The organism is Microbacterium sp. Yaish 1, assembly GCF_002245215.1.
GTDB lineage: Bacteria > Actinomycetota > Actinomycetes > Actinomycetales > Microbacteriaceae > Microbacterium.
In genome coordinates this window covers 257,619-282,670 of sequence record NZ_NPMR01000001.1, presented here as the reverse complement: position 1 = coordinate 282,670, position 25,052 = coordinate 257,619, and the positions used below count along the sequence as shown (strand labels likewise).

General features: G+C 69.9%; 33 protein-coding genes and 1 tRNA gene. 27 read left to right on the top strand and 7 right to left on the bottom strand.

Annotated features, from left to right (window positions below):
• Nucleotides 1-27: 27 nt before the first annotated feature.
• From CI089_RS01485 to CI089_RS01455, 7 genes are all read left to right on the top strand, one after another.
• Complete coding sequence (locus CI089_RS01485) at nucleotides 28-228, top strand: DUF4244 domain-containing protein (protein WP_094259950.1); 201 nt, start codon at nucleotides 28-30, stop codon at nucleotides 226-228.
• Nucleotides 225-563: a TadE family type IV pilus minor pilin gene (locus tag CI089_RS01480; protein ID WP_094259949.1), complete on the top strand. Its 339-nt coding sequence runs from the start codon at nucleotides 225-227 to the stop codon at nucleotides 561-563. The genes CI089_RS01485 and CI089_RS01480 overlap by 4 nt, the downstream gene beginning before the upstream one ends.
• Nucleotides 563-880, top strand: a complete 318-nt coding sequence (locus CI089_RS01475; protein WP_094259948.1) for a helicase — start codon at nucleotides 563-565, stop codon at nucleotides 878-880. The genes CI089_RS01480 and CI089_RS01475 overlap by 1 nt, the downstream gene beginning before the upstream one ends.
• 343 nt (nucleotides 881-1,223) lie before the next feature.
• Nucleotides 1,224-3,929, top strand: coding sequence for a type I DNA topoisomerase (gene topA, locus CI089_RS01470; RefSeq protein WP_094259947.1), 2,706 nt, complete (start codon nucleotides 1,224-1,226; stop codon nucleotides 3,927-3,929).
• The gene (tmk, locus tag CI089_RS01465; RefSeq protein ID WP_094259946.1) at nucleotides 3,926-4,564 is read left to right on the top strand and encodes a dTMP kinase; all 639 of its coding nucleotides are present in this window, start codon (nucleotides 3,926-3,928) and stop codon (nucleotides 4,562-4,564) included. Before topA ends, tmk begins: the two co-directional genes overlap by 4 nt.
• 76 nt (nucleotides 4,565-4,640) lie before the next feature.
• Nucleotides 4,641-5,795 carry a DNA polymerase III subunit delta' gene (locus CI089_RS01460; protein ID WP_094259945.1) on the top strand — a complete coding sequence of 385 codons (1,155 nt, stop codon included), beginning with the start codon at nucleotides 4,641-4,643 and terminating at the stop codon, nucleotides 5,793-5,795.
• Complete coding sequence (locus CI089_RS01455; protein ID WP_094259944.1) at nucleotides 5,792-7,345, top strand: alpha/beta hydrolase; 1,554 nt, start codon at nucleotides 5,792-5,794, stop codon at nucleotides 7,343-7,345. Before CI089_RS01460 ends, CI089_RS01455 begins: the two co-directional genes overlap by 4 nt.
• Before the next feature lie 88 nt (nucleotides 7,346-7,433).
• Here the strand turns inward: CI089_RS01455 and CI089_RS01450 are convergent, their stop codons facing one another.
• The 4 genes from CI089_RS01450 to CI089_RS01435 all read right to left on the bottom strand — a co-directional run bounded on the left by CI089_RS01450 (nucleotide 7,434) and on the right by CI089_RS01435 (nucleotide 11,004).
• The gene (locus tag CI089_RS01450) at nucleotides 7,434-8,240 is read right to left on the bottom strand and encodes a nucleotidyltransferase domain-containing protein (RefSeq protein ID WP_094259943.1); all 807 of its coding nucleotides are present in this window, start codon (nucleotides 8,238-8,240) and stop codon (nucleotides 7,434-7,436) included.
• A 108-nt stretch (nucleotides 8,241-8,348) separates the two neighbouring features.
• Entirely contained in the window at nucleotides 8,349-9,008 is a 660-nt protein-coding gene (locus CI089_RS01445; protein ID WP_179223195.1) for a methionine ABC transporter permease, read from the bottom strand.
• Nucleotides 9,001-10,038 carry a methionine ABC transporter ATP-binding protein gene (locus tag CI089_RS01440; protein ID WP_094259941.1) on the bottom strand — a complete coding sequence of 346 codons (1,038 nt, stop codon included), beginning with the start codon at nucleotides 10,036-10,038 and terminating at the stop codon, nucleotides 9,001-9,003. The genes CI089_RS01445 and CI089_RS01440 overlap by 8 nt, the downstream gene beginning before the upstream one ends.
• A gap of 69 nt (nucleotides 10,039-10,107) precedes the next feature.
• The gene (locus CI089_RS01435; protein WP_094259940.1) at nucleotides 10,108-11,004 is read right to left on the bottom strand and encodes a MetQ/NlpA family ABC transporter substrate-binding protein; all 897 of its coding nucleotides are present in this window, start codon (nucleotides 11,002-11,004) and stop codon (nucleotides 10,108-10,110) included.
• A gap of 230 nt (nucleotides 11,005-11,234) precedes the next feature.
• Between CI089_RS01435 and CI089_RS01430 the strand changes: the two genes are divergently transcribed.
• Nucleotides 11,235-11,307, top strand: a tRNA-Thr gene (locus tag CI089_RS01430).
• Between the two features lie 59 nt (nucleotides 11,308-11,366).
• Here the strand turns inward: CI089_RS01430 and CI089_RS01425 are convergent.
• From CI089_RS01425 to CI089_RS01415, 3 genes are read right to left on the bottom strand one after another with little or no spacing between them, the layout of a single operon-like run.
• Nucleotides 11,367-12,518, bottom strand: a complete 1,152-nt coding sequence (locus CI089_RS01425; protein WP_094259939.1) for a tyrosine-type recombinase/integrase — start codon at nucleotides 12,516-12,518, stop codon at nucleotides 11,367-11,369.
• Nucleotides 12,518-12,958, bottom strand: coding sequence for an ImmA/IrrE family metallo-endopeptidase (locus CI089_RS01420; RefSeq protein ID WP_094259938.1), 441 nt, complete (start codon nucleotides 12,956-12,958; stop codon nucleotides 12,518-12,520). Before CI089_RS01420 ends, CI089_RS01425 begins: the two co-directional genes overlap by 1 nt.
• Before the next feature lie 20 nt (nucleotides 12,959-12,978).
• Nucleotides 12,979-13,449, bottom strand: a complete 471-nt coding sequence (locus tag CI089_RS01415) for a helix-turn-helix domain-containing protein (protein ID WP_094259937.1) — start codon at nucleotides 13,447-13,449, stop codon at nucleotides 12,979-12,981.
• 77 nt (nucleotides 13,450-13,526) lie between these two features.
• On the opposite strand from CI089_RS01415, the gene CI089_RS01410 reads away from it, so the two are divergent.
• The 19 genes from CI089_RS01410 to CI089_RS01335 all read left to right on the top strand — a co-directional run bounded on the left by CI089_RS01410 (nucleotide 13,527) and on the right by CI089_RS01335 (nucleotide 25,001).
• Nucleotides 13,527-13,766 (top strand): helix-turn-helix domain-containing protein, encoded by a 240-nt coding sequence (locus CI089_RS01410; RefSeq protein WP_094259936.1) that lies wholly within the window; start codon nucleotides 13,527-13,529, stop codon nucleotides 13,764-13,766.
• Between the two features lie 17 nt (nucleotides 13,767-13,783).
• Nucleotides 13,784-14,020 (top strand): hypothetical protein, encoded by a 237-nt coding sequence (locus CI089_RS16160; protein WP_143738842.1) that lies wholly within the window; start codon nucleotides 13,784-13,786, stop codon nucleotides 14,018-14,020.
• A gap of 98 nt (nucleotides 14,021-14,118) precedes the next feature.
• A complete protein-coding gene (locus CI089_RS01405; RefSeq protein WP_143738841.1) occupies nucleotides 14,119-14,439 on the top strand; it encodes a hypothetical protein in 321 nt (106 codons plus the stop codon).
• Nucleotides 14,436-15,125, top strand: a complete 690-nt coding sequence (locus CI089_RS01400) for a phage antirepressor KilAC domain-containing protein (protein WP_094259934.1) — start codon at nucleotides 14,436-14,438, stop codon at nucleotides 15,123-15,125. The genes CI089_RS01405 and CI089_RS01400 overlap by 4 nt, the downstream gene beginning before the upstream one ends.
• Nucleotides 15,126-15,147: 22 nt before the next feature.
• Nucleotides 15,148-15,273: a hypothetical protein gene (locus tag CI089_RS16530; protein WP_256977359.1), complete on the top strand. Its 126-nt coding sequence runs from the start codon at nucleotides 15,148-15,150 to the stop codon at nucleotides 15,271-15,273.
• Between the two features lie 112 nt (nucleotides 15,274-15,385).
• Nucleotides 15,386-16,294, top strand: a complete 909-nt coding sequence (locus CI089_RS01395; RefSeq protein WP_143738840.1) for a hypothetical protein — start codon at nucleotides 15,386-15,388, stop codon at nucleotides 16,292-16,294.
• Nucleotides 16,291-16,605, top strand: a complete 315-nt coding sequence (locus CI089_RS01390; RefSeq protein ID WP_094259932.1) for a hypothetical protein — start codon at nucleotides 16,291-16,293, stop codon at nucleotides 16,603-16,605. The genes CI089_RS01395 and CI089_RS01390 overlap by 4 nt, the downstream gene beginning before the upstream one ends.
• Nucleotides 16,606-16,627: 22 nt before the next feature.
• The gene (locus tag CI089_RS01385; RefSeq protein ID WP_218823007.1) at nucleotides 16,628-18,055 is read left to right on the top strand and encodes a DNA cytosine methyltransferase; all 1,428 of its coding nucleotides are present in this window, start codon (nucleotides 16,628-16,630) and stop codon (nucleotides 18,053-18,055) included.
• On the top strand, nucleotides 18,052-19,437 hold the full coding sequence (locus CI089_RS01380) for an Lsr2 family DNA-binding protein (RefSeq protein ID WP_094259931.1): 1,386 nt from the start codon (nucleotides 18,052-18,054) through the stop codon (nucleotides 19,435-19,437). Before CI089_RS01385 ends, CI089_RS01380 begins: the two co-directional genes overlap by 4 nt.
• The gene (locus tag CI089_RS01375; RefSeq protein WP_094259930.1) at nucleotides 19,434-20,108 is read left to right on the top strand and encodes a hypothetical protein; all 675 of its coding nucleotides are present in this window, start codon (nucleotides 19,434-19,436) and stop codon (nucleotides 20,106-20,108) included. The genes CI089_RS01380 and CI089_RS01375 overlap by 4 nt, the downstream gene beginning before the upstream one ends.
• The gene (locus CI089_RS01370) at nucleotides 20,105-20,671 is read left to right on the top strand and encodes a 5' nucleotidase, NT5C type (RefSeq protein ID WP_143738839.1); all 567 of its coding nucleotides are present in this window, start codon (nucleotides 20,105-20,107) and stop codon (nucleotides 20,669-20,671) included. Before CI089_RS01375 ends, CI089_RS01370 begins: the two co-directional genes overlap by 4 nt.
• Nucleotides 20,668-20,826, top strand: a complete 159-nt coding sequence (locus CI089_RS16335) for a hypothetical protein (protein WP_179223194.1) — start codon at nucleotides 20,668-20,670, stop codon at nucleotides 20,824-20,826. The genes CI089_RS01370 and CI089_RS16335 overlap by 4 nt, the downstream gene beginning before the upstream one ends.
• The gene (locus tag CI089_RS01365; RefSeq protein WP_094259928.1) at nucleotides 20,823-21,686 is read left to right on the top strand and encodes a hypothetical protein; all 864 of its coding nucleotides are present in this window, start codon (nucleotides 20,823-20,825) and stop codon (nucleotides 21,684-21,686) included. The genes CI089_RS16335 and CI089_RS01365 overlap by 4 nt, the downstream gene beginning before the upstream one ends.
• On the top strand, nucleotides 21,683-22,018 hold the full coding sequence (locus tag CI089_RS01360) for a hypothetical protein (RefSeq protein WP_094259927.1): 336 nt from the start codon (nucleotides 21,683-21,685) through the stop codon (nucleotides 22,016-22,018). Before CI089_RS01365 ends, CI089_RS01360 begins: the two co-directional genes overlap by 4 nt.
• Nucleotides 22,018-22,236: a hypothetical protein gene (locus CI089_RS01355; protein ID WP_094259926.1), complete on the top strand. Its 219-nt coding sequence runs from the start codon at nucleotides 22,018-22,020 to the stop codon at nucleotides 22,234-22,236. Before CI089_RS01360 ends, CI089_RS01355 begins: the two co-directional genes overlap by 1 nt.
• Entirely contained in the window at nucleotides 22,233-22,598 is a 366-nt protein-coding gene (locus tag CI089_RS01350) for a hypothetical protein (protein WP_094259925.1), read from the top strand. Before CI089_RS01355 ends, CI089_RS01350 begins: the two co-directional genes overlap by 4 nt.
• A gap of 552 nt (nucleotides 22,599-23,150) precedes the next feature.
• Nucleotides 23,151-23,852, top strand: coding sequence for a hypothetical protein (locus CI089_RS01345; RefSeq protein ID WP_218823006.1), 702 nt, complete (start codon nucleotides 23,151-23,153; stop codon nucleotides 23,850-23,852).
• Complete coding sequence (locus CI089_RS01340; protein WP_218823005.1) at nucleotides 23,836-24,804, top strand: hypothetical protein; 969 nt, start codon at nucleotides 23,836-23,838, stop codon at nucleotides 24,802-24,804. The genes CI089_RS01345 and CI089_RS01340 overlap by 17 nt, the downstream gene beginning before the upstream one ends.
• A complete protein-coding gene (locus tag CI089_RS01335) occupies nucleotides 24,801-25,001 on the top strand; it encodes a helix-turn-helix domain-containing protein (RefSeq protein WP_143738838.1) in 201 nt (66 codons plus the stop codon). The genes CI089_RS01340 and CI089_RS01335 overlap by 4 nt, the downstream gene beginning before the upstream one ends.
• Nucleotides 25,002-25,052 lie beyond the last annotated feature (51 nt).

Here is a 25,052-nt window from a genome sequence, read left to right as displayed (position 1 = left end):
AACACGAAACGACAGAACGGAGCAGACATGAACCGATCCCTTCCTCGACTGACGCGAGTGCGGGCCGCAAGGCTCTTCGCCGACGAGTCCGGCGCCGCGACCGCGGAATACGCCATCGCGACGATGGCAGCGGTCGCCTTCGCTGGCTTGCTGGTGGTGATCATGCGCAGCGACGAGGTGCGCGGCATCCTCACCGATCTCGTGCGACGGGCGTTGACCGTCGAATGACGCTCCGCCGAGACGATCGCGGCTCGGTGGCCGCTGAGTTCGCGGTCGTCGTTCCGGCGGCGATGCTCCTGGTGCTGCTCGCCGTCGCCGCGCTGGCGGCGGCGGGCACGCAGATCCGGCTCGAGCATGCGGCTGCTCAGGCCGCGCGGCTCGTCGCGCGGGGCGAAGATCTCGGGCGGGCGGGGGAGGCGGTGCAGGCGGCGGCAGGGGGAGCAGCGCTCGAGGTGCGATCCGACGCGGACCTCACATGTGCGATCGTGACGGCCCATCACGGCATCCCGTTGCCGTTGCCCGCGCTGCGGGCCGAGGCCTGTGCGCTCTCCGGAGGACGCTGATGGCCGGCGTCGCGATGGGCGTCGGCGTCGTGGTGGTGACGGCGACGGTCGCCGCGGGCTGTGCCCTGGCGGGAGCTGTGGCGATCCAGTCGGCGCGGGCGTCTGCCGTCGCCGACACGGCGGCGCTCGCGGCGGCCGATGCCGCGCTCGGGTTCATCGGGGGAGTGCCGTGCGGCCGAGCCGAGCAGGTCGTCGCGCGGTCGGGGCTCGCGCTCACCGCGTGCGAGGTGGACGGGGTGGTCGCGACCGTCGTCGTCGAGTCGTCGGCAGGCGGGTTCGCGGTGCGGGCGCGCGCCCGGGCCGGTCCACCGGTGTGACGTGTCCGCGCACGCGACCTCGCGTCCTTGCGTCCGTCGACCGTGGGGGAAGCGGCCCGGTCGCTAGAGCCACCGGGCCTGGCCGAGTGGGACTGATCAGGAACCGCCGGCTTGCCGTGATCGTAGGGGCGTCACCCGCTGGGAGAGCCCCGGCGATCCGGAATGCGCCGCTTCAGCCACCGAACGTGTCGGAATCGGAGCACCGGAAGGTGTATTCCGCGTGCACGCGCGCGCCCGCGCGGCCCTCGCGCCAGGACATGCCGACGGAAGGATATGACGCGCCGCTCCCAGCGTCCTCCACTGTGTGGCGCGTGTATGGTGTGCGCTGGAGAAAGGAAGACTCGTGGCAGGCGGCAAGAAACTCGTCATCGTCGAGTCCCCGACCAAGATGAAGTCGATCCAGGGCTACCTGGGCGACGAGTACGAAGTGCTCAGCTCGGTCGGGCACATCCGGGACCTCGCTAAGAAAGAGGACATCCCGGCCGACAAGAAGCAGGCGTACGGCAAGTACTCCATCGACGTCGAGAACGGCTTCGATGCGTATTACGTGGTCAGCGATCGCAAGACCAAGACCGTTGCCGAGCTCAAGCGCGCCCTGAAGGACGCCGACGAAGTCCTGCTCGCCACCGATGAAGACCGCGAGGGCGAGGCGATCGCCTGGCACCTGCTCGAGGTGCTCAAGCCCAAGGTCCCCGTCAAGCGCATGGTCTTCCACGAGATCACCAAGGACGCCATCCGCGCGGCCGCCGACAACACCCGCGAGCTCGACCTCGCGCTCGTCAACGCGCAGGAGACCCGCCGCGTCCTCGACCGCCTCTACGGGTGGGACGTCTCGCCCGTGCTCTGGCGCAAGATCGGTTCCGGCCGCGACGGCCAGGCGCTGAGCGCCGGCCGCGTGCAGTCTGCCGCGACTCGCATGGTCGTCGAGCGTGAGCGCGAGCGGATGTCGTTCGTCTCGGCGTCGTACTGGGACATCGAGGCCCACGCGGCGAAGGACGGCGGCTCGTTCTCGACCCGCCTCGCGCGTCTCGACGGCGCCCCGCTGGCCCGCGGCACCGACTTCGACGACGCCGGTTCGCTCAAGAAGGCGGTCGTCGTCCTCAGCGAGAAGGACGCCCGCGAGCTCGCTGCCGCGATCGAGAAGGCCGCCGCGGCCGCCGTCACCGCTGTCGAGGCCAAGCCCGGAACCCGCAGCCCCAAGCCGCCGTTCACGACTTCCACGATGCAGCAGGAGGCCGGCCGCAAGCTCTCGATGAGTGCGAAGCACGCGATGAGCGTCGCCCAGCGTCTCTACGAGAAGGGCTACATCACCTATATGCGTACCGACTCGACCGCGCTGTCGGCGCAGGCCGTGACGGCGGCGCGCACGCAGGCGGTCGCGCTCTATGGCGACCGCGCGGTTCCCGCGAGCCCGCGCTCGTACCGCAACAACGCCAAGAACGCCCAGGAGGCCCACGAGGCGATCCGCCCGTCGGGCGAGGAGTTCCGCACGCCGGCATCCGTCGCCTCCGGTCTCGACCGCGACGAGCAGCGTCTGTACGACCTCATCTGGAAGCGCACCGTCGCCAGCCAGATGTCGGACGCGAAGTACGAGACCACGACCGTCACGCTCGAGGTCGACGCCGGCGGCAAGCGCGCCGCGTTCACGGCATCCGGCACCGTCTACACCTTCAAGGGCTTCCTCGAGGCGTATGAAGAGGGCAACGACGAGAAGCGCGGCGACAACGACCGCTCCGCCGACCAGTCGCTGCCGCCCGTCGCGGTGGGCGACGAGCTCACGCTGTCGGATGTCGAGCCCAAGGGGCACGCGACGAGCCCCAAGCCCCGCTACACCGAGGCGAGCCTCGTCAAGGCGCTCGAGGAGAAGGGCATCGGCCGTCCGTCGACCTTCGCGAGCATCATCGACGTCATCCTCGAGCGCGGCTACGTCACCAAGCGTGGCCAGGCGCTCGTCCCCAGCTGGCTCTCGTTCAGCGTCGTGCGGCTGCTCGAGCAGCACTTCTCCGACCTCGTAGACTACGACTTCACGGCGGCGCTCGAAGACGACCTCGACGCCATCGCCCGGGGTGAGCAGGCGCGCGAGGCGTGGCTGAAGGAGTTCTACTTCGGCTCGGACAACCACGTGGGCCTGCGCAACATCGTCGAGAACCTCGGCGACATCGACGCCCGCGAGCTGAACGCGACGCCCATCGGCGACGTGGCGACCCTGCGGTTCGGCAAGTACGGGCCGTACCTCGACGTCCCCGTCGGCGACGGCGAGACGCGCATCGTCAACGTCCCGGACGACCTCGCACCCGACGAGCTGACGCCGGAGAAGGCGCAGGAGCTCATCGACGCCCCCGTGGCCGGCGATCGCGTCCTCGGCGAGAACCCCGAGAACGGCAAGCTCATCGTCGTCAAGGACGGACGCTTCGGTCCCTACGTGCAGGAGCTCGAGCCGGAGCCGGAGGAGACCGTCGACGAGGCGACCGGCGAGGTCGCCCCCGCCAAGAAGAAGACGACGAAGAAGAAGGAAGCGGCCCCGAAGCCGCGCACGGCGTCGCTCTTCAAGTCGATGAGCGTCGAAACGATCGATCTCGAGCAGGCGCTCAAGCTGCTGTCGCTTCCCCGCGTCGTGGGCGTCGACCCCGAGTCGGGCACCGAGATCACGGCCCAGAACGGCCGGTACGGTCCGTACCTGAAGAAGGGGACCGATTCGCGCACCCTCGCGAGCGAGCAGCAGCTGTTCGACATCACGCTCGAGGAGGCCCTGGCCGTCTACGCGCAGCCCAAGTACGGGGCTCGCGCGGCATCGAGTGCACTCAAGGAGTTCGAGGCCGACCCCACCAGCGGCAAGCCGATCAAGCTGAAGGACGGCCGCTTCGGCCCCTATGTCACCGACGGCGAGACCAACGCGACGATCCCGCGCGGCGAGAACGCCGAAGAGGTCACGTTCGAACGCGCCGTTCAGCTGCTCGCCGACAAGCGCGCCAAGGGCCCCGCGCCCAAGCGCAAGACGGCGGCGCGCAAGACCACGACGACGCGCAAGCCCGCGGCAAAGAAGAAGTGACCGGCACCGCCGACCGCGGGCTCTGGATCACCCTCGAGGGCGGCGACGGGTCGGGGAAGACGACCCAGGCGACCGCCCTCGAGGCCTGGCTCCGCGAGAGCGGACGCGAGGTCGTGCGCACGCGCGAGCCGGGCGGCAGCGACGTGGGCGTGCTCATCCGCGACATCGTCCTCCACCACCGCGGTGACATCGCGCCGCGCGCCGAGGCTCTGCTGTACGCCGCCGACCGCGCTCACCATGTCGCGACCGTGGTCCGCCCGGCCCTCGAACGCGGCGCTGTCGTCGTGCAGGACCGGTACCTCGACTCATCGGTCGCGTACCAGGGAGCCGGACGCGTGCTGGATGCCGGCGAGGTGCGCGACCTGTCGCTGTGGGCCACCGACGGCGCGCTGCCCGACATCACCGTGCTGCTCGACCTCGACCCCGCCGCCGCACGGGCACGTCTCGATGCCGACGACAAGCCGTTCGACCGGCTCGAGGCCGAGAAGGCCGACTTCCACGAGCGCGTGCGCACCGCCTTCCTCGGGCTCGCCGCAGCGGAACCCGAGCGGTTCCTCGTGCTCGACGCGTCCCGCCCGCCCGTCGACCTGTCCATCGAGATCCGGGCGCGAGTCGAGCGCTCGTTGCGCGGCTGAGCCAGCGCCGACGACGGGTCCGTCGGCCGCGCGATGCGGGGTAACCGAGGTCGGAGGCTCCCCGTAGGCTGGACCCATGACCGCCTCCGCTCCGCTCGCCCCGCCGTGGGGCGAGGTCTGGGGTCAGGACTCGGCCGTCGCGGTGCTGCAGGCCGCGGCATCCGACCCCGCGCAGCTCGCGCACGCCTGGCTCATCACGGGCCCGCCGGGTTCCGGGCGCTCGACGCTCGCGCACGCCTTCGCGGCCGCACTGATCGCCGAGCCGGGCGACGAGGGCGCGATGCGGCAGGTGCTCGCGGGCACGCATCCCGATCTCACGGCGCTTCGCACCGAGGGCGTCGTCATCTCCATCCGAGACGCCCGCGCGCTCGTCGAACGCTCGTACTTCTCCCCGTCTCTCGGCCGATACCGCGTCATCGTCGTCGAAGACGCCGACCGGATGGTCGAGCGAACGAGCAACGTTCTGCTCAAGGCGCTCGAAGAGCCTCCGGAGCAGACGGTGTGGGTGCTGTGCGCACCGAGCGACGCCGATCTGCTGCCGACGATCCGATCCCGTGTGCGCACCCTGCGTCTGCGTGAGCCCGACGTGGCGGATGTCGCGCGGCTCATCTCCGCGCGGACGGGCGTCGACGAGGCGGTCGCAGAGCAGTCGGCCCGTCTCGCCCAGCGCCACATCGGCATGGCCCAGCGCCTCGCCACGGATGCCGCCTCCCGTGAGCGCCGCGATGCGACGCTGCGCGCCGTGCTCGCGGTGCGCGGGGTGTCCGACGCCGTCGAGACGGCCGGCCGCATCGTGAGCGCCGCGACGGAAGACGCCAAGGCTCTGACGGCCGAACGCGACGAGTCCGAGCGCGAGGCGCTCCGGCGTACGCTCGGGGTCGCTCCGGGCGCGCCCGTGCCGCCCGCGGTGCGTGGTCAGCTGAGCGCGCTCGAGGACGAGCAGAAGCGCCGTGCCACGCGCAGCCTGCGCGACGGCATCGATCGCGTCCTCACCGATCTGGAATCGATGTATCGCGACACGCTGATGCTGCAGTTCGGCCGCCAGGGCGATCTCATCAATCGTGAGCTGACGAGCGAGCTCGCCGCTCTCGCGTCGGCATGGACTCCCGACCGCACGCTCGTCGTGCTCGACCGCATCTCGGCCACCCGCAGCGCCCTCGAAGGCAACGCGGCCCCCTTGCTCGCCCTCGAGAGCATGCTCATCACCGTCGCCAGCGGAAGGACACCGTGAAAGCTCCTCGTCGTCTGATCACCGTCGTCGCCGTCGCCGCGGCCACGGTGACGGCCCTCACCGGATGCGTCTTCAAGGGAAGCCCCGATCAGGCTTCGCCCGCGCCGAGCCGCACACCTGTCACCGAGGGTGTCTCGGAAGACCTGATGCCGTTCTACGGTCAGGAACTCCAGTGGGAGTCCTGCGAGGGCGCCGACTCGGGCTCGTACGACTGCACGACGGTGCGCGCGCCGCGTGACTGGAACGACCCGTCCGCGGGTGAGATCGAGCTCGCCGTCGTCCGGCGTGCGGCCGGGTCGGGCGACGCGCTCGGCTCGCTGCTGGTCAACCCCGGCGGTCCCGGCGCCAGTGGATACGACCTCATCGCCGACAGCGCGCAGTTCGCGGTCGGGTCAGTGCTGGCCGACGCCTACGACGTCATCGGGTTCGACCCGCGCGGCGTGGGACGATCGAGCGCCGTCGCGTGCTTCGACGCCGCAGGCACCGACGCCTACTTCTTCGACATCCCGGCGGCGCCTCGGGGCACGCCGGAGTGGGAAGCGGAGTTGACGGCGCGCAACGAGCAGTTCGCCGCCGCGTGCGACGAGAACAGCGGCGGCATCCTGCCCTTCATCACCACCGAGTTCGCCGCGCGCGACATGGATCTGCTGCGCGCTGTGCTCGGCGACGAGAAGCTCAACTACCTCGGCTACTCGTACGGGACCTTCCTCGGAGCGACCTACGCCAAGCTCTACCCCGAGAACGTCGGCCGGCTCGTGCTCGACGGCGCGATCGACCCCAGCGTGTCGTCGCTCGACGTCAGCGCCACCCAGGCCGTCGGCTTCGAGTCGGCGCTGCGCGCGTTCATGGCGGCCTGCCTCGAAGAGGAGGACTGCCCCTTCCGCGGGTCCGTCGACGATGCGATGACCGACCTCGGGGCGTTGCTCGCGAGCGTCGATGCGTCGCCGTTGCCGGCATCCGACGGGCGGCGGCTCGGAGCCGGCTCGCTCATGACCGCGATCATCGCGGCCCTGTACTCGCAGGACAACTGGCCGATCCTGCGCCAGGCGCTCGCGCAGACCCTCACGGGCGACCCCGAGACGGCCTTCCTGCTCGCGGACTTCTACTACGCGCGCACGTCCGACGGGCAGTACTCGGACAACTCGTCCGAGGCCTTCCGCGCGTACAACTGCATGGACTACCCGGTCGAGAACGACCCCGAGGCCGAGGCCGCGTCGAAGGCCCGCCTCGCGGTGGAGGCGCCGACAGTCGCACCGTACTGGGAGGGCGTCGACGCCTGCGCGGTCTGGCCGTATCCGCCGACCGGTACCCGCGGCGAGATCACGGCCGACGGTGCCGCGCCGATCGTCGTCGTGGGCACGACCAACGATCCCGCCACCCCCTACGAGTGGTCGAAGTCGCTGGCCGACCAGCTCGCGTCGGGTGTGCTCATCACACGCGAGGGCGAGGGCCACACCGGGTTCCAGAAGGGCAACTCGTGCGTCGACGACGCGGTCGAGGCGTTCTTCCTCGACGACACGGTGCCCGAGGACGGCCTCGTCTGCCGCTAGGCCTCTGGCCCCGCCCGTATCCCACCCGAAGTCCCCATCGGGTCGGGATGGGCCGCTGAAACCGGCCCAAGCGGCACCTCGGCGGCGGTCAGGACGGGCGAGGCAGGGCCCGGAGCATCTCGACCGCTGCCCGCGCGCCCTCGGGTGAGGCGTCGAGCGCGCTGAGAGCTGCGGCGACCCGGACATCGAAGTCGGCAGGCGCCGAGGGGAGGCGCGGCACGCCGCTGACGACACCTTTCTCGTTGATGGCCCAGGTTCTCGCCTGAGCGTGCCACGCGTACGCCAGTCGCACTGCCGCGTTGCTCAGGCAGAGGCCGATGTAGGCGGTGTCGCCGCGGTCGGCGACCTTCGCTGCGGCATCCACGAGGAAGTCCACCTGCCACAGGTCGTCGAGGAAGGCCCGCCGCAGGGGCTCCGGGTAGGGGGCAAGAGCGGCGGCGTGATCGCGCAGGAAACCCGCGTCATCCACGAGCGGCTTCGCAAGCGCGACCTCGCCGGCGTATGCGACATCCAGGAATCCGAGAGGATGCCCCGGCTGTGCGTGGAAGGCGAACTCGCCGCGACGAGCCCTGGCGACCTGAGCTCGAACGCGGTCGGCGTCGCGGATGATGACGTCGAGGGGCATGCCCGCGATCGTCGCCCATGCGCCGCTGTCCACCCACGGGCCCCAGCTCCCGGCGGGTCCGATCATGACCGGCGTCGTCGCCCAGCGAGACACCGTCGCGGAGAGAGCGGCCCGGTCGACCCTTCGTCCGTCGACGTACACGCCTAGATCGACGTCGGAATCGGGGGAGTGCGCGCCGCGCGCTCGACTGCCGCCGAGCGCCACCGCGACGACGCCGGGGATCGCTACGAGATCACGCGCGAACCGAAGCAGATCGGCATCCGAGAGCATTCCGCCAGGCTAGCGCTGGCGCCAGGTCCCACTTCGGCCGGGATTGCTGCCGCCATTCCCGGCCCAACTGGGACCTCGGCCTGACCGAGCCCCCGCGAAGGGGCGGGGTCAGCGCCGCAGGATGCGGCGCGCGAGGGCGTTGCCGAGGAACTGCACGCCCTGCACGAGCAGGATGATGATGATCACGGCCGCCCAGGTGACCCAGGGGTTGAACTGGCGGAAGCCGTTCACGAGCGCGAACTGGCCGAGGCCGCCCGCGGCGATCGCGCCGGCGACCGCGGTCATGTCGACGAGAGCGACCACGATGAAGGTGTAACCGAGCACGAGCGGACCGAGTGACTCGCGGGGGACCAGCCGGAACAGGATGCGCGAGCGGCTCGCGCCGGCGGCGCGGGCGGCCTCGATCACCCCGGGGCGCACCGTCAGCAGGTTCTGCTCGACGATGCGTCCGATGGCGAACATCGACGCGATCGAGATCGCGAAGACGGCGAACTCGATGCCGATGCCGCGGATGCTGAACGCGCGGGCGAGCGGCTGAACCGCGGCCATGAAGATGATGAACGGGATCGGCCGGAAGGTGTTGACGATCACGTTGACGATGCCGAACACGACGCGGTTGGGGAACAGGCTGCCGGCCCGCGTGGCGTACAGCGCGAGGCCGATGAGGAAGCCCGCGATGCCGCCGAACAGCAGGCTCAGCGTGATCATGTAGAGCGTCTCGGCCGTCGCCGGCCACAGGTCGGGCAGCAGATCGATGAGCCTATCCACGGGAGTCCTCCTCGATGAGCGGTGCGTGGGCGGATGCCGCGGCGACGGCACGGTCGACGGCATCCGTCTCTCCCGACAGGGCGAGCGTCAGATGCCCGAAGACGCGTCCGCGGATGTCGTTGATGCCGCCGTGGATGAGCTCGAACCGCACGCCATGGGACGACAATGCCGCGAAGACGTCTGCCTGCGGCGACTCTCCCTCGCGGATCGTGAAGGTGACGATGCGGCCGGGATGCCGCGCGCGCAGCGCCGCGAGCTTCTCGCCGGTGGGCGCTTCGTCGATGATGCTGGCCACGAACCGGCGGGTCGCCGCATGCGACGGTGCCGAGAGCACGTCGAAGACGTCGCCGCTCTCGATGACGCGTCCGTGCTCCATGACGACCACGCGGTCTGCGATCGCGCGGACGACCTCCATCTCGTGGGTGATGACGAGGATCGTCACGCCGAGCTCGGTGTTGATGCGCTTCAGGAGGGCGAGCACCTCCTGCGTCGTGTCGGGGTCGAGGGCGCTGGTCGCCTCGTCGGCCAGCAGGATGCGGGGACTCGTGGCGAGCGCTCGAGCGATGCCGACGCGCTGCCGCTGTCCGCCCGAGAGCTGCTCGGGGTAGTTCTTCGCCTTGCTCGAGAGCCCGACGAACTCCAGCAGCTCGGCCACGCGCTGCTTGACCTCGGTGCGCGAGCGGCCGGCGACCTCGAGGGGATACGCGACGTTGCCGGCGACGGTGCGCGAGTCGAACAGGTTGAACTGCTGGAAGATCATGCCGATGTCACCGCGGAGGGCACGCAGCTCGCGCTCGCGGAGCCCGGTGATGTCGCGGCCATCGATCTCGACGCTGCCGCTCGTGGGCGTCTCCAGGGCGTTGACCAACCGGAGGACCGTGCTCTTCCCCGCGCCGGAGTACCCGACGATGCCGCACACGGATCCGGCCTCGATCTCGAGGTCGACGTCATCGACCGCGACGACCGGGTCACCGCCCTTCGTGGACGGGGGGAAGCGCTTGGTCACACCGGACAGGCGGATGAGGGTCATGCGGGGGCTCCTCGAACGGGACATGCGTGTGCGGCCCGTCCGGTGGGGGCGGGCCGCACACGCACGATGTCACTGGTTGGCGCGGATGTCGTCCTCGACCTGCTTCAGGGCGGAGGCGAGCTCGTCCTTCGGGGTCTTCACGAGCACGGCCGAACCACCGGACGCCTCCTGCAGTCCGTCGGTCACCGCCTGCGTGTCCTGGAAGATCTCGACGAGCTTCTGGTAGGTCGGGTTGTCGGCATCCTCGGCCTTGGCGGCGAAGATGTTGATGTACGGCTGCGCGCTCGGGTCGCTGGGGTCGTCGGTCGCGAGTGCATCGTCGAACTTCAGTCCGGCATCCTCGACGAAGTCGTTGTTGATGATCGCGGCGGCCACATCGGGCAGCGACGTCGCGGTCAGAGCGGCGTCGAGAGCCTCGACCTTGACCTTCGAGCCGGGCTCGACGTCGGCGGTCGTCGAGAAGACCGACCCGCCGTCCTTGAGCTCGATGAGGCCCTGCGCCTGCAGCACGAGCAGGCCGCGGGCCTGGTTGCTCTCGTCGTTGGGGACGGCGACAGTGGCGCCCTCGGGGATGTCGTCGACCGAGTCGTACTGCGTCGAGTACAGGCCCAGCGGGTACGTCGCGGTCGAGCCGACGGCCACGAGGTCGTCGCCGGCGTTCACGTTGTAGGTCGCGAGGTAGATGATGTGCTGGAACTGGTTGAGGTCCAGCTCGCCCGCCGAGAGTGCGGGGTTGGGCTGGGTGTACTCGGTGAAGTCGACGATCTCGACCTCGATGCCCTCGTCGGCCGCGGCCTGCTTGTAGGTCTCCCAGTAGGGGTCGCCCGCGCCGACGACGCCGATGCGCACCGGGCCGTCCTGTGCGGCGTCACCGGCGTCGCCGGAGCCGGCGTCCGACGCGCACGCGCCGAGCAGCAGGGTCAGGGGGAGGGCCAGGGCGGCCGCGGTCAGAAGTCGCTTGGACATGAGTGGTGCTCCTCGGATCGGGCACCGCGGGGCGGTGACCCGCCCGTGCACGACCGGAGTCGCGCTCGCCTCATCGCGGTGCCCTCCGACGGTAAGCGCCACGGGTGGACGGGGAGTAATCGTCGCGTAACACGGCGTCTCCCGATATAAGGGCGTCGGCCGCGCCGCCGGTTCGCGGCGGGGTCTCAGAGCATGTAACATTGCTGATCGTGCATCGCACAGCGACGCGCGCCGCCTTAGCTCAGACGGCAGAGCGATTCACTCGTAATGAATAGGTCAAGGGTTCGATTCCCTTAGGCGGCTCCGAAATGAAGAGGCCCCGATCCCGTGGAAACACTGGGATCGGGGCCTCTTCGCTTGTGTCAGGCGAGGGCGCTTGCCCACGATTTGCCCACACTCGCAGCGCGGGTAGCGGCGTCCATCCGGTCTGCGACAGCCTCGAGGTCATCAGGGAACAGGTCCGCGTACGTGTCGAGAGTCATCGACGCGGACTCGTGGCCGAGCATGTGCTGCACCGCCTTGACGTTCGCGCCGGTGCTCACCGCGATCGAGGCGGCAGTGTGGCGGAGGTCATGAGGCGTGATGCGGGGGAAGGTCGGATCGGCTGCTCGAGCGCGCGACACAGCGCCTTCGAACCATCCCGTGCCGACGCGTGAAGGGCGAAGGTGCACGAGACCGTCGCCGAACAGCAGCGAATCGGGTCCCTTGCCTGCGGTGAGCTGCACGAGGTACGGCTCGAGGAACTTCGGATAGGGCACATGACGGTGCTCGGACGACTTCGGGGTACCGAGGTGGATCACCCCGTCGACCTGGACGGCGTTCTCCTCGACGTGTAGCCGCCGCCGCACCGTGTTGAGGTGGCGGACACGCAACGCGGTCGCCTCGCCCCAGCGCAGCCCCGTGTAGGCGAGCACGAGCACGAGAGTGGGGTAACGGGCCTCGGCCGCCAGCTGGTGCACCTGATCGATCGTGAGGTAGGAGCGTCCCGCCTTGCGCTTGAGCTTCTTCGGGAGGTTCCGGAGTCCACGCGCCGGGTTCTTCTTCATGCGGCCGTCGTCGATCGCCATGTCCAGGATGCCGGCGAGAACGCCGAGCGCGCGGAGTACGACGGTTGCCGACTTGCCCGAGCGCTCGCCGAGGGGCTGGCTGAGTTGTGTCACCCATTCCTGCACCTCAGATGGGACGATGCTGCGGATCTCGCGATCGCCCCATCGCGGCTGCACGTGGAGCCGCCAGGAGATCTCGAGCGGCTTGTACGCGGACGGCTTGAGCGCCGGCGGCCGCTTGCCTGCCAGCCATCGGTCGGCGAGCTGCTCCACCTTGACGCGCGAGAGCGCCGGGTCGATGTAGTCGCCGACGGCCTTCGCGATGGTGACCGAGGCGAGGAAGACCTCAGCCTCGCGCTTCGTCTTGAACCCGCGCTTATCTGTCTGCCGCTGGTTGCTCGGCTTCCGGTATCGAACGCGATAGCGCGGGCCGGCCGCAGTTGCGTACTTCGTGATCGAGCCGGCCATCAGGCGACCTCGTGCCGGTGCGTCCACATGCCGGCGCCCATGTGCGGATCGAAGTAGATGTGCGAGCCGATCCTCTGAAGCATGCCACGGTAGACGGCGAGGAGCTCGGGCGCGACGTCTAGGTCGTGAGCCATCGAGGGCTCGTGACCGTCGCGGAGCAGCTCGACCTCGATGTAGCGCTCGTGGTCGATGAGGTGCTGAGCGGCCCACTCGTTCGCATGACGCTCTTGGCGGTAGCGCACGGGGCCGAAGTCCGTCGGTCGATGCCCGAGCACGTGGTGCGCGATCTCGTGTGCGAGCACCGACCGCGCGATGCGGCGGCGCATGCCGGGGTTGAGCCGGATGAGGCTCTCACCGGGACGGTAACCGCCTGTGTGTTCACCCTTGCCCTCGATCACCGTGAGCCCGAGCTCCTCGGCGAGCTTGAGTAAGTCGTCCATGCGCCGTGGTCCTCCCCAGGTCAGGCGTCGAAGTTGTCGTCCGTCTCGTCGTTGTTGTGTGCGATCGGTGATGCGACCTCTGCAAGATCCTTCGTGGTGTCACCGACATTGCGGCCGAAGCGGCCTTCGATGACGTTGTCGCCGGCCATCCCGGGGTCGGCGTCGCTCACGCGTCGCACCACCTTCTCGCCCTTCCTCGAGACCACTTCGTAGCGCGGCACGAGCCGCCCGTCGTAGTCGGCGGCCTCCGGGAGCTGCACCCGTGCAAGGAGCTCGTCCGGGTCGAGGCCGAACAAGCCGGCCAGCATCTCGAAGTCACGCAGCGTGAATGCGAGCTGGCCGAGGAGTCGCTTCTGCGTGTAGGTCTTCGACATCCCGATCGCGCGTGCGACGTCGTCGTAGGACAGGCCGCGGTGAGCGGCCTGCCTCTGCACATAGCGGGCGACGTCGAGCGCGAGCCCGGTCGCTTCTCCCTGAGTTCCAGCAGCCATGCCGCCAGCGTACCTGTTTAGGGACACGCGTCCCGTAAAAGATTGCAAACGTACCCAACGAGGGTTAACGTACTCATATGGGAACAGCAACCAGCACCGCATGGTGGCAGCGCGTTGGCGAGGGCGTCAGAGTTCAGCTGCTCATCCAGAGACGCGAGATCAACGAGCTCGCCGCCGTGCTCGGCCGCGGCCGCCAGTACGTCTCGCGCAGACTCAACGGCCACGAGCCGTTCAACATGGCCGAAATCGAGAAGATCGCCGAGTGGCTCGAGGTCACCGTCGAGTCGCTCGCCAGCACCCGCGAGGTGCAGGACTAATGGGAACCGTCTCAAAGATGAGAGCGCCCCAGCCCCAGACGGCCAGCGACACCGTCTGGCTCTCACCTCGCGATGTGTGCGACATGCTCCCGGGCGTCACCCTCGAAGTCCTCAAGGCGCGACGCAAGCGCCGCCAGGACCCGCCGTTCTACAAGCCGACCGGCGACAGCGGAAACGTCGTGCTCTACGACCGCGACGACGTCCTCGCATGGGTCAAGGGCAGCCGCGTACAGACCCACGGTGACGCAGCATGACCGCCCGCCACCCCCTCAGCTCCTCGGTTCCCCAGGCCGAGGTCCCGGCGTGCCCCCCCAGTGCGCCGGCACCCGACACGTTCCCCAACGCGTCGACGGTGGCCGCACCCGCCCCCCTGGGTGCGGCCACCCACATCACCACCCGCGAAGCGCTCGCCGCGTCCGCTGTCGGCATCGCGATCGCGCTCGCCGGTATCGCGCCCGCCGCGGCCACCGCAGACTCGGCAACCGGCACCACCCCGATCGGTGACGGCCTTTTCGTCGTCGCGCTGCTCGCGGCCGTCACCCTGCTCGTGATCGCGGCCCTCCTGCACGGTCGCCCGCGCCGAGCCCGTCGGGTCGTCGAGCCGTCGTGCTGTCTCGTCGAGCACGGCCCCGCCGATGACGACGAGATCACCGCCGGCGTGGGGGAGCGGTGAGCGCCGTGGTCGAGCTGCAGCAGCCCCGCCAGCTCATCCACCGTGTCGACGGCCGGGACCTCCGCGTCCTGGTCGACCGCCCCTACGTCTACCTGTCCCGTGACGACGTCGAGGCGATCGCCGGTATCCCGCCGTGGGGGACCGGCGAGCTCCTCGTCGTCGACGACGAACACTCAATCGACGTCGGCGGTGTGACATACATCCCCCTCGACGCCGCCGTGAACCGCATCCGCGACGACGCGAACGACATCGAGCAGGCCCACGACTTCATGGAGTGGCTCGTCGCCGAGCTCCCGCGCCTCACCGCCGCCGAAACCCTCGCCGCAGCCGAGCGCCCCACCGGCACCGTCGTCGGGTCCTACACGGTCGCCGCGGCCGCGAAGCACCTCGCCGACCGGCTCGGCATCCGCCTCGGCCGCGACGGCCTCTTCGACCACCTCGACCGCCTCGGGTGGATCGAACGCAACGACGCGTCCTCGCACTGGATCATCACCGCCCACCCCCACAACCAGGGCTACCTCGTCGTCCACGCCGTCAGCGTCGGGCCGAAGGGCCGCAACAAGGCCCACCGCTACCTGCAGATCTACGTCACCCCGACCGGGCTGACCGAGCTCGAGCGCATCCTCGCCGACCTCGCCCCGCCCGCGAAAGCACCACCGCTGGTGCCCGCGACCCTCTTCGACTGACCGACCTCCTCAGGAACCCACCATGAGAACCCACAACCCCGACACCCCCACCGCCCGCGACTGGATCACCGCAGGGATCGCGGCCCCCGCCATCGTCTTCGGCATCCCCGCGCTCGCCGAGATCACCGTCCGGGTGGTGCTCCGATGATCGACGAGCCCTTCGACTACGCCCCCGACACCGCCACGACCGCGTGGGCGCACGTCGCCACCGTCTCCGGCGCGATCGCGGTCGGCAGCCTTATCGCCGCGGTGGTGTTCGCATGACCGCTCCCGTCTTCACCTGCCCGCCGTCCCACGCGCACGGCCTGACGGCCAACTGCTACACCGCCCACGCCTGCCGCTGCACCGGATGCCGAGAAGCAGGAACCGCCCGCCGCGCCCGGATGCGCCGCCTCGTCGCCTACGGCCGGTGGGGCGGCGCCCGCACCCCCATCGCCGCGGTGCGCGTCCACGTCATGATCCTGCAGCGCTTCGGGTACACCTACGCGCAGATCGCCCGTCGCGCCGGCATCCAGGAGCACACGGTCTATCGGTGCATGAACCACCGCAACCGCACCATCCTCGCCGATAACGCTGCCCGCATCCTCGCGATCGCTCCGAGCTACGCAGACCTCGACCCCGGCACCCTCGTGCCCGCCGAGGGAACCCGCCGCCGCCTCCAGGCGCTCGCCTGCCTCGGATGGTCCGGCGCCGCCATCGCCGCGATCGCCGGCGTCAGCCTCGACACTGTCCACCGCATCAGCAGTGCCCCAACCGTGCGCGTCGTCGTCCGCAACGCGATCACCGCCGCGTACGACCGCCTGTGGAACCAGGAACCGCCCACCGACACCAAGGCGCAACGGCAGTCGCGCACCTTCGCTCTCCACACCGCGCAGGCCGCCGGCTGGGTGCCGCCTCTCGCTTGGGACGACATCGACACCGACCCCGAACCGCAGCAGGGCGAGGACGCCGGTGTCGACGAGATCGCGATCGCCCTCGCCGTGGACGGCCAACCCGTACGACTCACCCGCGAGGAACGCCACATCGCCCTCCGCGAGCTCCACGCGTTCGGACACCTCGACAGCGAACTGGCCGCCCGCCTCGGCGTCGACGTCCGCACCATCGACCGCGACCGGAAGCTCCTCGGCCTCCCCGCCAACTACTGGACCGAACACGAGGCCGCAGCATGAACCAGCGCCGATGGCTCGTCCGCCGCCAACCCGCCCGCAAGCAGGCACTCGGCGCGACCCGCCGCGACGTCCTCACCTGGACCGTCCGCCCCTACTACTGGGTCCAGCCCACCGGCGCAGACGAGAAGCCCGTCCGCGTCTGGATGGGACCCGCCGTCGAGCTCGGCACCCTCACCGCCGCCGTCAACTACGCCCGCGGCGTCTGCGCCCTCCACTACTACCCACGCGGCCGCCACACCCGCCCCGCCGCCGACACCCCCACCCGCGCATCCCGCAACGAGTTCGACCGCGCGCTCGCCGAGAGCCGCTGAGCCCCGATCGAAGGAACCCAGAATGACCGATAACCACATGAGATCGGGCGAATTGTTCGCGGGCGTCGGCGGTCTCGGTATGGCGGTGGACGAGGTCTTTTGTACCCGTCCCGCCTGGCTGTGCGAGTTTGACGCGGCCCCGTCGAAGGTGCTCGCGCACCGTCACCCCGGCGTGCCGAACCACGGCGATGTGACGAAGGTCAACACCGTCGAGCACGTCGAGGTCCTCGCGGGCGGCTTCCCATGCCAGGACGTGAGTCTCGCCGGGCGCCGACGGGGCATGAAGGACGGCACGCGATCGGGACTGTGGTCCGAGTTCGCGCGCCTTATCGACCTCGTCCGCCCGGACTGGGTCGTCATTGAAAACGTAAGGGGGCTGCTTAGTGCAGACGCAAGTGGTGGCGACGTGGAACCGTGCCCGTGGTGTGTGGGAGACGACCAGGGCGTCCATACTCTGCGGGCACTCGGAGCCGTACTCGGAGACCTGGCCGATCTCGGGTTCGATGCGGAGTGGACGAGCATCCGAGCATCCGACGTCGGCGCGCCGCATGGCCGATTCCGGGTATTTATCCTCGCCTGGCCTGCTGAGAACACCGGCCGCGGCGGAAGCGGAGGGCGGGCCACGCGACCGGAACCGACCCGGCGCGACGATGCGGCTCTCGGATCAGATCCGCGAGGAGATGGAGGACGGGCGGATCGTGATCTGACCCTCCTCCCGACGCCGGCGGTCGTGCAGAACGATGGCGAGTCCGTCGAGTCATGGATGGCCCGCCGCGAGCGCGTGAAGGCGACCGGGATCAATGGCAACGGGATGGGGATGCCGCTCCCGATCGCCGTCCAGCTGCTTCCGACGCCGTCTGTGTCGAACGCGCACGGGAACGACGTCAACGGGCGAGGCGAGCCACTGCTGCCCGGCGCGGTCCAGCTGCTCCCGACCCCCCGCGCGACCGACAGCGACGGCGGCGTGTGGGTACGCGCGAACACCGGCAATGACCTCCGCACAGAGGTCTCGCTGCTGCCCACTCCGACGGTCGGGAACGCCACGGGAGGTAACGCGCAGCGCGGCGGCTCGCGCGCCGACGAGAAGCTGCTCCCGGGGCTGGTCCGTGAGCACGAGACGGACTGGGGACCGTACGCAGCAGCGATAGCCCGATGGGAGGCCGTCACCGGACGCCCTGCGCCCGCGCCGGTGCGCCACGACGGGAAGGGCGGGAAGCCCCGCCTGAACCCGGAACTTACGGAGTGGATGATGGGTTGGCCCGCCGGGTGGGTCACCGACCCCGCCATCGGCCTGTCCCGCGCCGAGCAGCTCAAGGCGTGCGGGAATGGCGTTGTCCCTCAGCAGGCAGCCGCCGCACTCCGGGAACTCCTGGCGCGTCCCGGTGTGCCGTCGATTCGACCGGTGGCTGAGTTCCCCGATGCCTTCACAGTGCGCGGGGGTGTTGCATGAGCCCCCGCCGGATCGAGCACGGGACACCCGAGGGTTACGCCCGCGGGTGCACCCAGCACGCGAAGTGCCCCGCGCTTCCCGTGCACGGGCTCACGTGCGAGACAGCGCACATCCGGTTCGAGTCCGGCGAACGGCGATACATGAACCTCTACGGCCGGAACATGCCGGCCGGCGCGATCGCGCGCCGCCTCGGCTTCGCACCCAAGAAGCCGAACGCGGACGCGATCGCCCCCGAAGACGAGTACCCGATCGCCGCGGCCCCCGACGTCGAGGAAGCGATCGCCCGGTACGCCGCACGCAAGGAAGCGCAGGAGCGCGCCGCCGCGACCGCGAAGGAACCCACCGTGACCACCGAACCCACCCCGCCGGTCTGCCCTGAGTGCGCCGCCGGCAAGCACCCCAACTGCGACGGCACCGCGTGGGACGACGTCGCCGACGTCGCGACGACGTGCACGTGCCCCGCCCACGCGCCCGAACCCACCGAACCGTCCGAGCACATCGAGCCCGCCGACGAGCAGGCACACGAGACCGAGGAACCCACCATGACCGAACCCACAGAACCCACCGAACCCACAGAACCCACCGAACCGACCGAGACGCCGGCGGCGGACGCCGCGGCCCCCGAGATCCCGTCGCAGTCCGTCATCCGAGCATGGGCACGCGCGAACGGCATCGAGGTGAACCCGCGCGGCAGCGTGCAGAAGGGCGTCGTCAACGCCTACCTCTTCGCGCATCGCACGCCGGCCGACTCCGCCCCCGACGCTGCCGAGGAATCCGTCGAAATCGAAGAGGCCACGCCGGCACCGGACCACGGGGACGCCGTCGACCCGGCCGCGTCTCCGGAGCGCGCTGAGTCCGACGAGCCGGAGACCGTCGCACTCATCCGCGACTTCGCCCGCAACTCCGACATCCTCGACGAGACCCGCCGCCGGCTCGGCATGGAAGAGCACCCGTCATCATGGGTCCCGTCTACGGATGTCCTGCCCGACAGCGTCCGCCCCGACTGGTCCGACGTCGCGGTCTCACACGACGTCGAGCAGGCCCGCAGCATCGCCGCCCGCCTCGAGGCAGAGAACGCGATCCTCCTCGCCGACGTCGACACGCACGGCCGTTCCCTCGAGTTCGCTCTCCGCCAGTGGGCCGCCGCCACAGACCGCGCCGCGTACGCCGAGAGACGACGCGCCGCGACCGTCCGCCTCGGCCTGTCCCGTCTGCGGTCGGAGCGCGAGCGGACGGAAGAGTACCGCGCCGAGAACGCCCGTCTCGACGCCGAGCTCCGCTTCGCTCAGCTCCAGGTCGCTGCGCTCACCGTGCAGCTCGAGGAGGCGCGAAACGCCGCGGCCGCGCCGAAGCAGCGCCGCTTCTTCGGGGGTGCCCGGTGACCGACTGGCCCGTGACGATGAAGGTCGGCCCGATCCGTGAGTGGCCGGGGGAGTTCACCCGCACCCGCGTGGTCGCCCCGTTCAACCGCAACGGGAGGTGGGAGGACGGCAAGCGCGTCGGCGCCGGCCCCGTTCCGCTGACCGTCACCCTTCGTGACCTCGACCGCGAACTCCGCGAGCTCGGTGCGAAGGACGTCGAGCTGCTCATCGCCGTGCACCCCGACAGGTTCCGGCTCGACGGTCGCCCCTACGCCGGCGCGAAGGCCGACCACCCCGGCATCATCCTCTCCTTCACCATCCCGAACGTCGGCCCCGTGTCCTACCCGTGCGACACGTTCACGACCTGGGAGGGCAACCTCCGCGCTGTCACCCTCGCCCTCGAAGCGCTCCGCAAGGTCGACCGCTACGGCGTCACGAAGCGCGGCGAGCAGTACCGCGGCTTCCTTGCGCTCGAGGCCACCGCGGCGCCTGCAGGGTTCGCGACGGCCGCGGAGGCGCACGCGTGGCTGATCGATCTCGTCGGCGCCCGTGACCTGCCCGGGACACCGCAGCCCGCGCTTGTGCTCCGCAAGGCGCAGCGCATCACGCACCCCGACATGGGTGGGGATGCCGCGACCTTCCAGCGCGTCTCGCTCGCCGAGGCGAAGATCCGAGAGGCGGGGCTGCTGTGAATCCCGCAACGATCCTCGTGGACATGGACGGCGTGCTGGCCGACTGGGACGCCGCCTGGGACGCTGCGCTCGACGTGCTCGGCGAACCGGCCGCGACCATCACACGCAGCCACCAGCGCACCGAGTGGAACCTGAACCACGGCCTCGACGCGGCACAGCAGCAGATCGTCGCCGATCTCCTCAACCGTCCCGGCTACTACGCAGACCTGCCCGCGATCGACGGCGGTCGCGCCGCCCTCCGCGAAATGCGCGACGAAGGCCACGACGTGCGCATCGTCACATCTCCGTGGGTATCGAACCCGACCTGCGCGAGCGACAAGCTCGCGTGGGTCGTCCGCCACCTCGGCCAGAGCTGGGGCAAGCGCACCATCATCACCAACGACAAGACCCTCGTGCGCGGCGACTACCTCATCGACGACAAGCCCGAGATCAGCGGAGCAATGGCGCCCACGTGGGAGCACGTGTACTTCGACCGCCCCACGAACCGCACCAACACCACGCGTCGCCGCCTCCACCGCTGGACCAACTGGCGCACCATCCTCGACCACCCGGCCAGCGCATGAACCGCGCTCGCCGTCTCGCCGGCCGCAGCATCCGCCGGCGCCGCCGCCTCGGCCGGTTCGTCGACAACTTCGCCGCATCCGCCGGCATCACCCTTCGCCCCTGGCAGCGCGACTTCACGATCGCGCTGCTCGAAACCCACAGGAGAACCCGATGACCACTTCCAAGCCCCGCGTCACCTTCATGCAACGCGACGGACACACCGAGCACCACACGTTCACCGACGGCGAGACCGTCCCCGTCCGCGTCGACTGGACCCCCGAAGACGCCCGCGGCGGGCTCGTCGACGAGTGGCTCGATGGTGCCGCCGACGAAGCCCACGCGGAGGTGACCACCCGGACCCGGTTCATCCGCGACGGAGACAGCACCCTCGGCGTGCTCCTCACCGAGGAGGACTACCTCGAGGGCCGCAACGCCCAGCACCGCATCAACGAGGACGCCTACGGCCACCGCGAGCAGGCGTACCTCCCGTTCGTCCACGCCCCCAACGCCACCACCGACCGTCTCATCGAAACGGAAGTGCTCGAGCGCGTCATCAAGAACTTCGTCCAAGACAAGAAGGGCATCGAGCTCACCGACGACGACGAACGCACCATCCACTACCTCGCGCTCGCCGCAGCGATCGAGTTCCGCTTCGACCCCGACAGCCGCGGCATCGTCCCCGTGATGACCCCGAACCGGGCTGCCGACTCCGGTGTCGTCGAATACACGTGGTCGTTCCTCTACCCGACGCCCGTCGCCGGCCTCTACCTGCGCCCCGAGGACGACTTCATCGCCGGCACCGGCTACATCCTCACTGCCGGCAGCGGCTACAGCCTCGTCGGCGGGTTCTGGGAACGCGACTACGCCGACGAGCTCGCCGTGAAGCTCGGCACCGCCCTCCCCGGCCTCGACTGGTTCCGTGTCCGCGGCGCCGACCTCACCCCCGAGATCAAGAAGACCGCGACCCAGATCATCCGCGAGCACGGCACCTGGCGCCGAGACACCCCGATTCAACAGGACAGGAGCGAGCGATGACCCTCGCAGATGACGACCCGAAGATGTACAGCTGGCTCCTGATGTCGTCGACCGACGTCGGCGAGGAGCTGCGGAGCGAGCGCATCCGGGCTCACGAGAAGCATCGCGAGCACTCGATGGAGTCGTGGCCGGTGCTTTCGGCCGAGCGATTCCTCGTGCTCAGCGAGGAGGTTGGCGAGGTGGCGAAGGAGTTGAACGACGCCAAGGTCGAGGGCCGCCCGATCGATCAGGCGGCGCTCCGCAAGGAGCTGGTGCAGGTGGCCGCGATGGCAGCCGGGTGGGTTGCCGCACTCGACGGCGGCTCACCCATTCACACGGATGGGGGTCTGTGATGGTTCAGCGACTCGACATCGTGAAGCTCGGAGCGACGGCGCAAGAGCGACACACGGTGGTGTCTCACCCGGTCGGAGGTCGGGTGTACGTCAAGCAGCACACCACCGGCAAGGTCCGCGAGGTCGCCGTCGAGCGATGCATCGTGACCGGGCACGCTGAGGACTACCAGCACGCGACCGTGGCGACCGGTTCGACCGGTTCGGAGCGTGCGCAGTGACCGTCGACCAGCAGGAGATCGCGAACCTCATCGCGATCACCTCGGTACCGTTCCTGACGATCGAGCAACGCCGTCAGGCAGCAGAGCGCGCATGCGCGCTGCTTAACCCGACGGTCCCCGCCGCGCTCGCCGACGACGCTCGGCGCAGCGCGGCCCGTCGCCGCTTCGATCTCGCCGCCCATGCCCTGGCGGCCGGGGTGGACGTCGCCGATCGGCTCGCCACTGATCCCGAGTACGTGGCGGATCGTTCGGCGTGGGCGCAGGAGCAACGGGAGCAGATGCGGACCGCGGATCTGCAGCGATACCGCGACGCCGAAGCCGCGCTGGACGCTTCCACCGGACGATCGAGCGAGGGGGCGTAGTGGGAGCGCTCATCGACCTCACGGGGCGCCGCTTCGGGCTCCTGACGGTCAAGACACGCCTGCCCGACCGCATCGCTCCGAGCGGCGCCCGCCAACCCGTCTGGGGCTGCGTGTGCGTGTGCGGCCGGCGGACGGTCGAGCAGGGCCGCGCGCTGCGCAGTGATCGCGCACTGTCGTGCCGGGAGTGCGTCCGTGACCCGTCCCGGATGCTCAAGTACGGACACACGTACATCGTGTGGTGGCCCGAGCTCGGCGTCCTCAAGATCGGGCGCGCGTTCCGCGGCTCCCGGCTCGAGGCGATGCGCCGCACCGGCGCGATCGTGCTGCTCGACGCCGAGGACACCGACGGCTCGTGGGAGGCCGCTGGCCTCCGCGCGCTGCGCCGCCTGTTCGACCCCGCCTTCACCGGTCCCACCGGCGAGGGCCTCCACCGCGCTGACCGCATCCTGTACCGCGGCCGCGGCTGGTCGGAGTGCTTCCTCGTGGAGCACGCCGACCTACAGCTCGCATTCGACGTCTGCCAGCGAGCTTTCGCATCAGAAGGGAACGACTTTGGACACAACCCCCCAGCCACCGCCGTCTGGCGGCGGGCACTCGATGGTGCCCAACGTGCTCGGGCTGCCGCTCGAGGCCGCGCCGACCGCGCTCGGGCTGCGGATGCTGGCGGGGACGTCGCCGATGCGGCTGCGCCCCGAATCGATCGCGGCGCAGCTGTACCCGACCATGTCGGCGACCGCAGCGACGGAGCTCGTGATCTTGCACGTGGTGATGCTCGAGGAGGCCGGGCATGCGCGTACGTGGGCCGACGAATCGGGGGAGTGGCTCGTGATGCTGCCGCTGCCTTCCGAGGCGCCCACAGTGCCGCTCACGGCCCCGTCAGCACCCGGCCCGGCCTTCGCCCCGCGGCCGGCATTTTCACCGGCTGGAGAGAGCGAGAGAGAAAGAGAACGCGCGAGAGCGAGAGCGCGCGAGCGAGCACGCGCACGGGCGGACGCGGAAGCGCAGGAATGGGCGACCCGCTGGGCCTCGCAAGGCCCCGCTCAGCCGGTGCTCTCAAGACCTGCACGCCCGGACCTGCTCAACGCTCCGCCCATCGGATGTCACGAGCACCCCAACGGCACCACGACTGTTCCCTGCGGGCCATGCGGCACCGCAGCGGCATACCGCAGGCAATGGCTCGCCAATCGCCGCTACATGGAACAGCTCGCCATCTTCGAGGAGCAGCAGGAGACCCCCGATGACCTACCGTTCTGACCACGACGACCGCTTCTGCGTTCGCGGATGCACGGTGAAGGACGTTCACTTCTCGTCGTGCCCGAGCTTCGGTGATGCCGAGGGTGGCACGTGCCGAGGCTGTGCGCCTCGAGCCGCCGCCGACGGGATGCTCATCTGCCAGAGCTGCTACCGGTCGATGCGACGCCTGATCGATGACGCCCCAGACCTGCTCGCTCACCTCCGCTCGATCGCTGACCCGACGAAGGCTCGCGCCTACGACGCGGTGTCGGTGTCGTCGTCTCGTCCCGAGCTCCCGGCCCCTGTGGCCGCTGACCTGCTCGACGCGTCGAACGACGTCGCGGTGACACTGCGCATGTGGGAGGACCGCATCCTGCATCCCGACGTCGACTACCGTCGGTATCACCTGGCCGCCGGTATCGAGGGCGACGTCGCTGCCGATCAGGCGCGGTGGTGCGCTGACGTGCTCCTCGCCGGTCTCGACGCGATCGCGAACGACAAGCGTCAGGCGATCGCGCTCGGGAGGGCGGTGCTCGATCGCAGCATGACGAGCTCGCCTGACTTCTGGACGATCGCCGACGTCGCCGCGAAGTGGTCGCTCGAGGACCGGATGCGGTGGGCTGAGGCGGCGTGTCCGCAGTGCGACATGAAGGCCGTCCGTGTCCTCCCGCCGAGATCTCGTGTGGGCATCACCCGGTACCTCTGCCGTGAGTGCGAGTGGGAGGCGAACGACCAGGACGACGACGGCCTGTGGGCTGCGGTGTTCTCGAGCGCCGAAGCGGTTCCCCTCGGCGACGGTATGCCGCACGATCCGCGATGGCTCACCCTCGCCGCGGCCGCTCGCCTCGCACGTGTCACGACGGGCACCGTGCGCCGGTGGGCTGAGCGGGAGAAGGTCAAGACCGACGCGGGCCGATACTGGCAGCCCGACGTCGAGGCGGTCATCGAGGAACGCAAGGCGGGAGCCGCATGAGCCGGATGCCGACGGTGTGGCTGACGCTCGACGAGTGCGCCGAGCGGATCGGGAAGTCGCGCCGCACCCTGCGCGTCTGGGTGCAGAACGGAGAGCTCAAGCCGATGCTCGGGAGGGTGCGCGAGAGCGACCTCCTCGCGACCGAGAAGCGGATGCGCGAACGGATGCACCGCGGCCGCCCGAAGAAACCCTCGTGAGAACCTCTTCATCCTCTGCCGCATGACGTGATACGCTGTGCGTGCACGAGA